Here is a 12991-nt window from a genome sequence, read left to right on the forward strand (position 1 = left end):
GTGAACGACCAGCGCCGTCGCCGCGGCCTCTCCCGTCCCGTCTTGTCCGGTTACAGCAGTTCGGGCGCCACGACCCGGGTGAAGGCTGCGGAGACCTCGCACGCGACCTCCGCGTACGGGCGGCTCCAGACATCCGCGTTGAAGATCTCGCATTCGATGTCTCCCGTGTAGCCGGCGTCCTCGACCGCACGGGTGAGCCCGCCGAAGTCGATGTGGCCGTCTCCCGGCACACCGCGTCCGAGCAGCACGTCGGCCGGAAGCGGGGTGAGCCAGTCGCACACCTGGTACGAGGCGATGCGGCCGAGGCGGCCGGCACGTTCGATCTGCTCGAACACGTCCGGATCCCACCACACGTGGTAGGTGTCGACGACGACGCCGACCGACGGTCCGGCGTCGACCGCGAGGTCGATCGCCTGGCCAAGGGTGGAGACGACGGCGCGATCCGCCGCGAACATCGGGTGCAGGGCCTCGACCGCCAGGGTGACCCCAGCGGATGCCGCGAACGGCTCGAGCGCACCCAGCGCGTCGCGCACGCGCTCGCGTGCACCTTTCAGGTCACGGGATCCGGCGGGCAGCCCGCCTGCGACGAGCACGAGGACCGCGGCGGATCCTGCGGCGCCCGCCGCAGCGAGCGCCGCCGTCTCATCGATCGCACGACGGTTGTCATCGAGGGCGGCCATCCGCTCCTGCCCCTCGGGCGTCGTGAAGAAGCCTGCACGGCACAGGCTGGAAACGCGGAGACCGGAGTCGGCGATCAGCCGTGTTGCGGCATCCAAGCCGATGTCGGCGACGGGCTCGCGCCACACACCGATGCTCTCGATGCCTGCCGCCTTCGTGACGTCGATGGCCTCGGCGAGCGACGCGTACTTGACGGTCGCCTGGTTCAGCGAGAACCGCGGATGCGCGCTCATGCGTCGTCCTGTCCGTTGCTGCCTTCCGCGGCGGCGAGCTCGTCGGCCACGATGAGTCCGAGTGCGGCATCGAGCTCGGACGCTCCGGCGGCCGTCGCGTCTTCATCCGCGACGGGTTCGCCGTCGTGCCCGATTCCAGCGGTCACTTCCACGATCCCGTTCAGGGCGAGCAGTCCGTGCCAGCGCGCGGCGGCGAGCTCCGGACGCTCGAGGGCGCCGGATCCGTTCGCGAGACGCACGATCTCGGAGAGGTGCGGCAGGCTGCGCGCCGAGTGCAGGCCGCCCACCATGGTGAAGGACTCCTGGTGTCCGTTCAGCCAGCTGAGGAATGCGACGCCCGTCTTGTAGTAGAAGGTCGGCGCCGCGAAGACCTGGCGGCTCAGCGCCTCCGTCGGGCGCAGGATGCGCTCGTAGGCATCCGGATCGCCGGCGTCGAGTGCCCGGATCGCGCGTGAGGCGACAGGCGCGATGGCCGCGAACGCGCCGAGGAGGGCGTCCGAGTAGTGGCCGCGGGCGTCGACGCGGGATCCGTTCGCACCCTCCGTCGTCGTGCCGTCGCCCTTGATCAGGTCGACGTAGTTGAAGTCGTCACCCGTGTACATGGCCGCGGTCTGCGGGAGGCGAGAGCGAACCGCGATCTCGGCGTCGGCATCCAGGAGGCTCATCTTGACGCCGGAGACCTTGTCGGCGTGCGCCTCGATGATGCGGATGAGCGTGTCGGCCGCCGCGTCCCCTTCGCCGAAATACCCCTTCAGCACCGGGTCGAACGCCTCGCCGAGCCAGTGCAGCACGACAGGTGTGGTCGCCCGCTCGAGCACGGCGGCGTAGACGCGCTCGTAGTCCGCCGGCGACTGCGCGGCGCGCGCCATGTGCCTGGAGGCCATCAGCACGACGCCGGCACCGGCGTTCTCGGTGAACTCGAGCTGCTCGACGTATGCATCGATCACGGCGTCGAGCGAGATGACCTCGTCGTCCACCTGATCCGTGTTCACACCGACCACGAGCGCACCGCCGACGGATGCCGCCTCTCTGGCGCTCCGCGAGATCAGTTCGCGCGTGGCCGCGGCGTCCAGGCCCATGTTGCGCTGGGCCGTGTCCATTGCGTCCGCGACACCGAGTCCCTGCGACCACACGTGGTGGCGGAACGCGAGCGTGGCATCCCAGTCGAGGTCGGCGGGAGAGCCTGGCACGTTGTCTGCGTACGGCTTCGGGATGACGTGGGCCGCCGCGTAGGCGACGCGCGACTTCAGCGGGGTGGCGGGCGTCAGCGTCGGCTCGTGCTCGACGAGCGACTCGGATCGCACGACCCCGTCAGATCCGACGAGCAGCAGCTCGGTCACCGTGCGCCTCCGTCGCCGACCGCACCGGCGAGCTCGCGCAGCGATTCGGGCGTCACGGCGGGGATGTCGACGCGCGCGCCGGTTCGGGAGCTCTCCAGCCCCTTCTCCGCCATGAGCACGCCGCGGGCTCCGGAGAGCAGGTCGTAGGGGAACGGCGCGTCCTCGGCGATGTGGCGGATGAACTCCTCCCACTGCACCTTGAAGCCGTTCTCGAACCCCTCCGTCCCGTTCAGATCGAGGCTCGGAACCTCGTGCCAGTCCGACGCGTAGTCGTGGCCGTCGGGGATGTCCGGGTTCCAGGTCGGACGCGGCGTCGCGTTGCGCGGCTGGATCTTGCAGCCGAACAGCCCGACGACCGCGCTGCCGAGCGTGCCGTCCACCTGGAACTCCACGAGCTCGTCGCGGTTCACGCGCGTCGTCCAGCTCGAGTTGAGCTGCGCGGTGATGCCGCCCTCGAGGTCGAAGACGGCGTAGGCGGCGTCATCCGCTGTCGCCTTGTAGGAGTGGCCCTGCTCGTCGATCCGCTCAGGGATCTCGGTGACGGCGCGCGCGTACACGGACTCCACACGTCCGAACAGGTACTCCAATACGTAGTTCCAGTGCGGGAACATGTCGACGATGATGCCGCCGCCGTCTTCGGTGCGATAGTTCCAGCTGGGGCGCTGAGCAGGCATCCAGTCGCCCTCGAAGACCCAGTAGCCGAACTCGCCGCGCACCGAGAGGATGCGGCCGAAGAACCCGGAGTCGATCAGTCGACGCAGCTTTCGCAGGCCCGGCAGGTAGAGCTTGTCGTGCACCACGCCGTTTTTGATGCCGGCCTCGTCGGCCAGACGGGCGAGTTCGAGCGCCTCCTCGAACGTCTCGGCCGTCGGCTTCTCGGTGTAGATCGCCTTGCCGGCCGCGATGGCCTTGCGGAGAGCGGATGCCCGCGCCTTCGTCACGAGGAAGTCCGAGTACACCTGCCAGCGAGGGTCGGCCAGCGCCGCGTCGAGGTCGGTCGTGTAGTGCTCGAGGCCGTGACGGGCGGCGAGCTCGGCGAGCTTCGCCTCGTTGCGTCCGACGAGCAGCGGCTCGACCTGTACGCGCCGCCCGTCCGAGAGCTCGACGCCGCCCTGTTCGCGGATCGCGAGGATGGAGCGCACGAGGTGCTGCCGATAGCCCATGCGTCCGGAGACGCCGTTCATGATGATGCCGATGGTCGACTCTGACACAGGGTTCTCTTTCGTGGTGGTTCGCGGTGGTGGCTGACCCGAGGAGTGTGGATGCTCCGCGATGAGGCGATGTCCATACACCCTCGGAAAGCGCTTACCACAGCGTACCAGCAGGGCTCACCGACGGCAATGCCGACCGCACCCGCCCGTATTCAGGACATTTCACGGGATGTCGACCCAGGGCGCACACGTGCCTGTATGTCCTGAATACGGTCGGCGGGGAGGCGGCCGGCGGGAGGCGATCGGCGGAGAGGCGGTCGGCGGCAAGGGTGGTCGGCGCGACGTGGTCGGCGGGAGGAAGTCGGCGGAAGGTGCGGCGGGGAGGCGGGCACGCGCCGTTCCGCTCAGGAGCGGACGTACTCCGCGAGGTGCTGTCCCGTGAGGGTCGCACGGGCGGCGACCAGGTCGGCAGGCGTGCCCTCGAAGACGACGCGGCCGCCGTCGTGGCCGGCGCCCGGTCCGAGGTCGATGATCCAGTCGGCGTGGGCCATCACCGCCTGGTGGTGCTCCACGACGATGACGGACTTGCCTGCGTCGACGAGGCGGTCGAGCAGGGAGAGCAGCTGCGCGACATCCGCGAGGTGCAGTCCGGCCGTCGGCTCATCGAGCACGAGTACGCCGCCCTTCTCCGTCATGTGGCTCGCGAGCTTGAGGCGCTGCCGCTCTCCGCCGGAGAGCGTCGTCAGCGGCTGGCCGATCGTGAGGTAGCCGAGGCCGACATCGGACATGCGATCCAGCACGGCGGAGGCCGCCGGTGTGCGCGCCTCGTCCGTCGCGAAGAATTCACGCGCGGCGTCCACGGAGAGTGCGAGCACCTCGCTGATGTCCTTGTCGCCCAGCTTGTACTCGAGCACCGCGGCGCTGAAGCGCTTGCCGTCGCATTCGTCGCACGCGGTGGCGACTCCGGCCATGATGCCGAGATCGGTGTAGATGACGCCGGCGCCGTTGCATGCGGGGCACGCGCCCTCGGAGTTGGAGCTGAACAGTGCGGGCTTCACGTCGTTGGCCTTCGCGAACGCCTTGCGGATCGGATCCAGCAGCCCGGTGTACGTCGCAGGGTTGCTGCGCCGTGACCCGCGGATCGGCGTCTGGTCCACCCACACGACGCCGTCGCGCCCGGCGACGGATCCGTCGATCAGCGAACTCTTGCCCGACCCGGCCACGCCGGTGACGACGGTCAGCACGCCCAGCGGAATGTCGACATCCACGTTCTGCAGGTTGTGCTCGTCGGCTCCGCGAACCTCGAGTGTTCCGGATGCCCGCCTCACCTCGTCCTTGAGCGCTGCCCTGTCCTCGAGGTGGCGGCCGGTGATCGTGTCGCTCGCCCTCAGCTCCTCGACGGTGCCTTCGAAGCACACGGATCCGCCGGCGGCGCCGGCGCCGGGACCGAGGTCGACGGCATGGTCGGCGATCTCGATCACCTCCGGCTTGTGCTCGACGACGAGCACCGTGTTGCCCTTGTCGCGCAGCTGGCGCAAGAGGCCGTTCATCCGCTCGATGTCGTGCGGGTGCAGCCCGACGCTCGGCTCGTCGAACACGTACGTGACATCGGTGAGCGGCGACCCGAGGTGCTTGATCATCTTGGTGCGCTGCGCCTCGCCGCCGGACAGCGTGCCTGCCGAGCGGTCGAGCGAGAGGTATCCGAGCCCGATCTCGACGAAGGAGTCGAGGAGCTCGCCGAGTGCAGCGACGAGCGGTGCGACTCCCTGGGATGCCGGATCCGCGGAGGCGGCGCCTTTCGCCCCGACGCCGCGCACCCAGTCGGCGAGGTCGCTGATCTGCATGGCGCAGGCGTCCGCGATGCTCACGCCGTCGATCGTCGACGTCCTCGCGCCCTCGTTGAGGCGGGTTCCACCGCACTCCGGGCAGGTCGTGAACGTGATCGCCCTGTCGACGAATGCGCGCACGTGCGGCTGCATCGACTCGCGATCCTTGGACAGGAACGACTGTTCGATGCGGGGGATCAGCCCCATGTACCAGACGTTGATGCCGTTGACCTTGATGCGCGTCGGCTCCTTGTAGAGCAACTCGTCCAGCTGGCGCTTCGAGTACTCGGCGATGGGCTTGTTCGGCGGCACGAAGCCGGACTCGCGGTAGATGCGGTTGTACCAGCTGTCGACTGTGTGATTGGGCACGGAGAGTGCGCCGTCGTCGAGCGACTTGCTGTCGTCGTACAACTGGCTGAGGTCGAAGTCCTGAACCGTTCCGCGCCCTTCGCACCGCGGGCACATGCCGCCGATGACCGTGAATTCGCGGCGCTCCTTGACCTCGCGTCCGCCCTTCTGCATCTTCACCGCGCCGGCGCCCGACACCGTCGCCACGTTGAACGAGTACGCCTTCGGCGACCCGAGCTGCGGCTGAGCGAGTCTGGCGAACAGGATGCGCAGCATCGCGTTCGCATCCGTCGCCGTGCCCACCGTTGAGCGCGGGTCAGAACCCATGCGCTCCTGATCGACGGCGATCGCGGTGGTCAGCCCGTCGAGCACGTCGACGTCCGGACGGGGAACCGTCGGCATGAAGCCCTGCACGAACGCGCTGTACGTCTCGTTGATGAGCCTGCGCGATTCGGCAGCGATGGTGCCGAACACCAGGGAGCTCTTGCCGGACCCGGACACGCCCGTGAAGACGGTCATCCTCCGTTTCGGGATGACCACGTCGACGTTCTTCAGGTTGTTCTCCCTAGCGCCGTTCACCCGGATGGCGTCGTGCGGGTCGGCGGGTCTGCTCGCATCCATTCCCCCAGGCTAGGTGTGGCCGCCTGCCTGAGCGAGGACCATTCACCGCGGCGCCCCGGGCGAACGGGGTCACGCCGTGCCGGGCGCAGGCGCCGGCGCCGCGCCGCCTGCTGCAACCGCATCCGGTTCCTCGGCGTGGAAGTCCACCGCCTTCGCCTGCCTGCCGAACGCGGTGAGCAGGATGACTGCGATCGCCGCTCCGGCAACCGTGATGGCCATCGCCCACGGGTATCCGATGTGGGTCGCCAGCGACTGCTGGATGGGCAGGTTGAACGCGGCGATCACGTTGCCGAGCTGGTAGGTGACGCCGGGATAGAACCCGCGGATCGCGTTGGGCGACATCTCGTTGAGGTGCGCGGGGATCGCGCCCCACGCACCCTGTGTCGTGAACTGGATGAGTGCGGATCCGAGGCAGAGCAGTCCGGCCGTGTGCGAGAACGCGAAGATCGGGATGATCGGCAACGTCAGCGCGGCGCCGAGGATGATCGTGGCCTTGCGGCCCCAGCGGTCCGACAGAGAGCCGAGCACGATGCATCCGATGATCGCGCCGGCGTTGTAGACCACGGCGATCCAGCCGGCCACCGCCGCATCGAGGCCGGCGCCGCCCTGGTCCGTCGCCTTGAGGAAGGTCGGATAGATGTCCTGGGTGCCGTGCGACATCCAGTTGAACGCCGCCATCAGCAGCACGAGGTAGATGAACCGACGCAGAACCTTGCCGTTGAAGAACACGGCCTTGATCGACGTGTTCGACTTCTGCATGCGGTCACGAGTGTTCTCCCAGACCTCCGACTCCTTCACCCGCGAGCGGATGATGAGGCTGATCAGCGCCGGCAGGATGCTGAGCACGAACAGCCAGCGCCAGTTCAGTCCCAGTGCGGAATGCACGAGCAGGAACGCGAGCGAGGCGAGGAGGTATCCGGCGGAGTATCCGCCCTGCAGCACGCCGGAGAAGAATCCGCGACGTTCGCGCGGAACCTTCTCCATGGTGAGGGCCGCACCGAGTCCCCACTCACCGCCCATCCCGATGCCGTACAGCAGTCGCAGGATGAACAGCACCGTGAAGTTCGGCGCGAACGCGCAGAGGAATCCGACGACGGAGTAGAAGCACACGTCGACAATGAGCGGGATGCGACGCCCGACTCGATCCGCCCACAGCCCGAACAGATACGCACCGACCGGCCGCATGACGAGCGTGATGGTCGTGAGGAACGCGATCTGTTCCAGCGACACCTTGAACTCGGCAGCGATGTCGGCGTAGACGAGCACGATGATGAAGTAGTCGAACGCGTCCATCATCCAGCCGAGCCAGGACGCCGCGAACGCGTTCCGCTGGTCGGAGGTGAGTCGTCGGGTTTCCGGTCTGGACGCCGTCGTCATGCTGATTCCCTTCGCCGCCGGGGCTCGCCTCGGCCTTGTCGTCATCGTCGGAGATGATCGATCGCATCCCGACCTCTGTCGCACCCTCCGGATTCTGTGTCCCCCAAGCGGGGGTCAGGAAAGCGATTGCCGCTCTAGCATAGGCTGACGTGCGAGTCGCGCAAGGCCGTTGACATCCGCGGATCACGCTCCATCGATGACGGTCTGCCCCGCGGCTCGCACGAGAGGGGAACCGTGAACGCCAACGTCGTCGTCGTCTCGGGAAGCGGCAGGTATGCCGACCCATGGCATCCGTTCGAGGTCACCTCGGCCAGAGTCGCCGAGGTGCTGCGTGACGCAGGGCACACGGTGACGGTGACCGACGACGTCGACGCACGTCTGGCAGCGCTCGCAGCACCAGGGGATGTCGACCTCCTCGTTCTCAACTTGGGCGCGGGCCGCACCCCCGATGAGCGCGACGTCGTGCAGAGCTCGGATGAGCGGGATCCACTCCCCCTCTCCGACGCGGATGCCGTGACACGGGAGGGTCTGCTCGCCTACCTCGAGCGCGGCGGACCGCTGCTCGCGCTGCACGTCTCGTCGACGAGCTTCGGATTCATGCCCGAGTGGGAGACCGCCCTCGGCGGCATCTGGGTGCGCGGCATCTCGATGCATCCGCCGTACTCGCGCGCCCACATCGAGGTGGCGACGGATGCGCACCCCGCCACAGCGGGCATCCACGACTTCGATGTCGACGACGAGCGCTACACGTACCTGAGGGTCTCACCCGAGGTGACCGAGCTGGCCTGGCACGAGCTCGACGGCTCGCGCGAGCCGGTGCTGTGGACCATCGAGCGCGGTGCATCACGCGTCGCGTACGACGCACTCGGACACGACGCCGCGTCGTACGACGCACCAGAGCACCGCGCGATCCTCGCGCAGACCGCAGCCTGGCTCCTCGGCGACGCCTGACCCCACCGCAACACGCCTCTGGCCCCACAACGATGCCCGCGGTCCGACCGCGAGCCTCCCCGCGCACATCCATTCCACCGAGCCGCCCGGTTCTCGCGAGCCGCCCCCGAACTCGAGCGAGCAAACGGCTCGCTCGACACGTACAGGGCGGCTGGCGAGAGATCGGTTGGACGCCATGCCGCTGGCGGCGTGGGTACAGGCGTCGACGGTTACGCGACAGACCGCAGGTACGGCTCGAGGTGCCTCTCACCGATCGGCGTGCCGACCGCATCGACGGTGAGCGACTCCACGAAGAAGCGGGTGAGGTTGCCCAGGCGCGGTGATCCGCGGTCGGCGAGCCATGTCATGGCGTCGCCGACGCCCTCGCCGACGCGCAGGATGTGCGGCGTGCGGCCGGCGACGCGGAACGCGAGTTCCTCGAGTTGGCGGTACGTGAACGTGTCGGGTCCGCCGACATCCCAGGCGCCTCCTGCACCGCCGACCCGGTCGACGATGAACGACGCGAGGTCCGCACCATGGATCGGGTTCACCTTCGTGGAACCCGATCCCATCGTGAAGCCCATGCCGCGCTGGGCCATGCGCAGGAAGTCGGTCATGTCGGAGAAATAGCCGGACGGGTTGACGATCTGGGGCGTCACGCGACTGCGTGACAACGCCTGCGCGAACGCGAACTTCGAGCGCATCGTCATGGAGTCCCCGGCGTCGGAGTGCAGCACGTTCACGTAGGCGAACGATGCCAGCGCGTGCTTCTCGGCGTCGGCGAGCACCGCGAGGTTCCCCCGGAAGTCGATCTGCCAGGGGCTCGCCTTCTGCCGGGTGACGCCTAGTGCGGAGACGACACGATCTGCGCCCTCGCACACGCCCTCGATCGTCTCTGGCGCCTCGAAATCGACGATGCGCCATTCGGCGACGTGCCCGGAAAGGGACGGCGCTCCGAACGCGCCCGGCTTCTCCGCGCGGTCGCGGGAACGCACAAGGGCACGGACGCGATACCCGCGTGCGTCGAGCCCCTCGACGAGGTGCCTGCCGACGTATCCGGTGGCTCCTGCGACCACGACGAGCTCGTCCATCTCGCATCCTCGCATTCTTGTACTGACCGGTACAGGAATAGAGTAGACTCGAGCCCATGCCTCGTCCAGCCCGTCCGCTCTCGCCGGAGGCGTCCGAACGGCTCAGGCTCGCCGCCGCGGAAGCGTTCGGGGCGAAAGGGCTCGATGATGCCTCGCTCAACGACATCCTGAAGCAGGCCGACATGGGCAAGGGGTCGTTCTACCATCGCTTCGCGGACAAGGCCGCGCTGCACGACTGGGTGGCAGACGCGATGGCGCGCGCCGTGATCGAGCAGTCCCGGCCGCCTGGCCTCTCCTCACTCACGGCGGAGACGTTCCGCGCCGAGCTGTCTGCGATGCTCGGGCGGTTCACCAGTCTCGCCGCCGAGCGGCCCGAGCTGGCGAACCTCGGCCTCATGTTCCACAACTCGGCCGGGTTGCCCGAGGAGCGGGCAATGACCATGGTTCGCGCCGCGGTGCTCCGTTGGATCGAGGATGCCCTGCTGAGAGGTCGGGAACTGGGCGTGATCCGCGCCGACCTTCCCGCGGATCTGCTCTCAGCGTTGGCCATCGCGTCGCTGACCACCATCGACACGTGGGTGCTGGCCGCCCCCTCCGAGCCCGCTGCCCGAGCGTCGACGGCATCAGCCGCGCTGGACGCGTTGTGGGCTCTGCTGGCCCCTCCCGCGCCGTCGCGCTGACCCGTCAGCCCTTGGCGTCCTCCACCACACGGTGGAAGGAGTACTGCGCGTTGGCGAAGACGGCGTAGAGCAGGATGCCCGGCACGAGCGCGGCGCCGAGCACCGGTTGCAGGAGCACGGCGGCCGCGATGAGCGCGACCATGACGAGCGAGACGGCGCTGAAGTACCAGCGACGAACGGACAGGTAGAGCGCAGCCTTCGCGACCGCCTTGAGGGACGCGGTCTCGAAGACGACGAGTCCGGCGAGCGCGAAGAGTGCAGCGGCGACGGATCCGATGCCGAGCACGGCGAACAGGGGTCCGAGCAGCGGCGCCCAGACGGTGCCGGCGGTGATCGTTCCGTCGAGCAGCACGACGCCGACGACCGCGGCCGTGACGAGTCCGACGATGAACGCCGGACCGCCGCGACGACGGTATCCCTGCCAGAAAGCGGCGAACGGTCGCGGACGTCCCTCGGTCTTCATGCTGCGGAACACCTCGAACGCGCCGACGAGCGATGGTGCCAGCGTGAGGGAGAGCAACAGGAAGAACGGCCACGACGCGAGCGAGTCGACCGTGACGAACAGCATGACGGCCAGCGGCAGGTTGAAGACGACGAGGAGCACGTCGACCATGAGCAGCGCGTACGCGTAGCCGAAGATCGTCTCCATCGTCTCGTTGCGCAGGCCGAACAGACCGCGCCGCGCGCCCGACCCGTTCCGTGTCTTCGAGCCTTGCCCTGCGCCGGTGCCGATCCGCGTGCCCGCACCAGCACCGGTCGCGCGCCGTCCCGCGTGCGCCGTGGTGGTCATCCCTTCATTCCGCTCGTCGCGATGCCGCTGATGAAGTACCGCTGGCCCGCGAGGAAGATCGCAAGTATCGGGATGATCGAGATCACCGATCCGGTCATGATCATCGCGTACTGAGCGGAGTACTGGCCGATGAACGACTTCAGCCCGATCTGCACGGTCCACAACTCGTTGCTGGAGAGGTAGATGAACGGACCCATGTAGTCGTTCCACGTGTTCACGAACGTGAGCAGGGCGAGGGATGCGAGCGCGGGCTTGGACAGCGGCAGGATGATGCGCGCCCAGATGCCGTAGTCGTTGAGGCCGTCGATGCGGGCCGCTTCGTTCAGCTCGTCGGGGATCGTCATGTAGTACTGCCGCATCAGGAACACACCGAACGCGCCGAACGCCTGCAGCAGGATCAGCGCCAGGAACGTGTTCGTCAGCCCCGCCTTCTGCATCATCACGTACTGCGGGATCATGTACGCCTGCCACGGCACGGCGATCGTGGCGATGTACGCCAGGAACAGGGCGTCGCGGCCGGGGAAGCGCACCTTGGAGAACCCGTACGCGGCGAAGCTGCCCGTCAGCACCTGCAGGAACGTGATCGTGATCGCCAGGATCGCGGAGTTCATCAGGTATCCGGCCATCGGGATCTGCGTCCAGATCTGCCCGTAGTTGCTCCACACGAACGTGGACGGGATCCACTGGATCGGTACAGACAGCACCTCGTTGTCGTGCTTGAACGACGAGGACAGCATCCAGATGAACGGCAGCAGCACGACGGCCAGCAGCACGACGAGAAGCACGTACATGCCGACCTTGCCCACGCGGGAGCGGATGCCGCGCCTTCCCCCGCGGCGCTGCGGCCGCCGGCTGGGATGCGTGTGCTCGGTCTCCAGCTCCTGAACGAGATCGGAGGTGAGAGTGGACATCAGCGCTCCCTGATCTGCTGGATGCGGAACTGGAAAACTGTCACGATCAACACGATCACGAACAGCACGAGCGAAATCGCGGACGAGTAGCCGAACTGACCGTTGATGATGCCGTCCTGGTAGATCAGCTGCGAGAGCACCAGCGTCGCCCGACCGGGACCGCCCTGCGTCATCACGAAGATGAGGTCGAACACCTTGAAGCTCGAGACGCTGAGCAGCACGAGCACGAGGAACGTGGTGGGCCGAAGCGACGGCAGGGTGATGGACCAGAATGTGCGCCACCTGCCGGCGCCGTCGACCTCTGCGGCCTCGTAGTACTCGTTCGGGATCGCCTGCAGGCCGGCCAGGAACAAGACCATGTAGTAGCCCATGTCGCGCCACACGCTGGTGATGATCACCGCAGGAAGGGCCCAGCCGGTGGACGAGGTCCACCCTGGCGGGTTCGCGATGCCGATGAAGTGCAGGAACTGGTTGATCGGGCCCGACGTCGGGTCGAACAGCATGTTCCAGACGATGGCGATCGCCACCAGCGAGGTGATGTAGGGGAAGAAGATGGCGACCCGGAAGAACGCGATCCCGCGCAGCTTCTGGTTCAGCAACAATGCGAGTCCGAGCGAGAACGCCAAGGTGAGGGGAACGTGGCCGCCCGCATACAGCAGCGTATTGGCCAGGGCCACGTGGAAGTTGTCGTCGCCGAAGAGGCGAACGAAGTTGTGGAAGCCCGCCCAGGTCGGCGGGTTGTACGCATCCCAGTTCATGAACGCCAGCACGAAGGCGGCGATCACGGGCACGAGCGTGAACAGCGCGAAACCCAGGAAGTTCGGCAGGATGAAACTCCAACCGATCAGGATGCTGCGCCTGCGCATCCTGTGGCCCGCGGCTTTGCGGGCGGGCGGCGCTCCGGACGGTGCGGTCTGCACTGTCGCGTTCGCGCGTTCAGTGATGGTGGTCATGGTTTGTCGTCCGGCTCAGCGGAACAGCTCCGTTCTCTGGGGAACCTCGGGTGCGGTCGGCG

Annotated in this window: 11 protein-coding genes; 2 read left to right on the forward strand and 9 right to left on the reverse strand. The window is 67.7% G+C overall.

Annotated features, from left to right (window positions below; all coding sequences use genetic code 11):
* Positions 1-50: 50 nt before the first annotated feature.
* The 5 genes from HII28_RS18605 to HII28_RS18625 form a co-directional block, all read right to left on the reverse strand.
* Positions 51-911: a sugar phosphate isomerase/epimerase family protein gene (locus HII28_RS18605; RefSeq protein ID WP_170027361.1), complete on the reverse strand. Its 861-nt coding sequence runs from the start codon at positions 909-911 to the stop codon at positions 51-53.
* A complete protein-coding gene (locus tag HII28_RS18610) occupies positions 908-2251 on the reverse strand; it encodes a dihydrodipicolinate synthase family protein (RefSeq protein WP_170027362.1) in 1344 nt (447 codons plus the stop codon). The genes HII28_RS18605 and HII28_RS18610 overlap by 4 nt, the downstream gene beginning before the upstream one ends.
* Complete coding sequence (locus tag HII28_RS18615) at positions 2248-3435, reverse strand: Gfo/Idh/MocA family oxidoreductase (RefSeq protein WP_170027508.1); 1188 nt, start codon at positions 3433-3435, stop codon at positions 2248-2250. Before HII28_RS18615 ends, HII28_RS18610 begins: the two co-directional genes overlap by 4 nt.
* Before the next feature lie 371 nt (positions 3436-3806).
* On the reverse strand, positions 3807-6197 hold the full coding sequence (locus HII28_RS18620) for an excinuclease ABC subunit UvrA (protein ID WP_170027363.1): 2391 nt from the start codon (positions 6195-6197) through the stop codon (positions 3807-3809).
* A gap of 69 nt (positions 6198-6266) precedes the next feature.
* Positions 6267-7574 (reverse strand): MFS transporter, encoded by a 1308-nt coding sequence (locus HII28_RS18625; RefSeq protein WP_170027364.1) that lies wholly within the window; start codon positions 7572-7574, stop codon positions 6267-6269.
* A gap of 234 nt (positions 7575-7808) precedes the next feature.
* On the opposite strand from HII28_RS18625, the gene HII28_RS18630 reads away from it, so the two are divergent.
* Positions 7809-8525, forward strand: a complete 717-nt coding sequence (locus tag HII28_RS18630) for a ThuA domain-containing protein (protein WP_170027365.1) — start codon at positions 7809-7811, stop codon at positions 8523-8525.
* Between the two features lie 209 nt (positions 8526-8734).
* Here HII28_RS18630 and HII28_RS18635 read toward each other — a convergent pair whose 3' ends face one another.
* On the reverse strand, positions 8735-9595 hold the full coding sequence (locus HII28_RS18635; protein WP_170027366.1) for an NAD(P)H-binding protein: 861 nt from the start codon (positions 9593-9595) through the stop codon (positions 8735-8737).
* Positions 9596-9651: 56 nt separating this feature from the next.
* Between HII28_RS18635 and HII28_RS18640 the strand changes: the two genes are divergently transcribed.
* Complete coding sequence (locus tag HII28_RS18640; protein ID WP_170027367.1) at positions 9652-10275, forward strand: TetR/AcrR family transcriptional regulator; 624 nt, start codon at positions 9652-9654, stop codon at positions 10273-10275.
* A gap of 4 nt (positions 10276-10279) precedes the next feature.
* On the opposite strand, the gene HII28_RS18645 is transcribed toward HII28_RS18640, so the two are convergent.
* Genes HII28_RS18645 through HII28_RS18655 form a run of 3 tightly spaced genes read right to left on the reverse strand, consistent with a single transcriptional unit; the run spans position 10280 to position 12929 of the window.
* Entirely contained in the window at positions 10280-11065 is a 786-nt protein-coding gene (locus HII28_RS18645) for a DUF624 domain-containing protein (RefSeq protein ID WP_170027368.1), read from the reverse strand.
* Positions 11062-11976: a carbohydrate ABC transporter permease gene (locus HII28_RS18650; RefSeq protein WP_170027369.1), complete on the reverse strand. Its 915-nt coding sequence runs from the start codon at positions 11974-11976 to the stop codon at positions 11062-11064. The genes HII28_RS18645 and HII28_RS18650 overlap by 4 nt, the downstream gene beginning before the upstream one ends.
* Positions 11976-12929 carry a sugar ABC transporter permease gene (locus tag HII28_RS18655; protein WP_170027370.1) on the reverse strand — a complete coding sequence of 318 codons (954 nt, stop codon included), beginning with the start codon at positions 12927-12929 and terminating at the stop codon, positions 11976-11978. Before HII28_RS18655 ends, HII28_RS18650 begins: the two co-directional genes overlap by 1 nt.
* Positions 12930-12991: the final 62 nt, after the last annotated feature.

The sequence above is a fragment of the Planctomonas sp. JC2975 genome, assembly GCF_012985205.1.
Taxonomy (GTDB): domain Bacteria; phylum Actinomycetota; class Actinomycetes; order Actinomycetales; family Microbacteriaceae; genus Humibacter.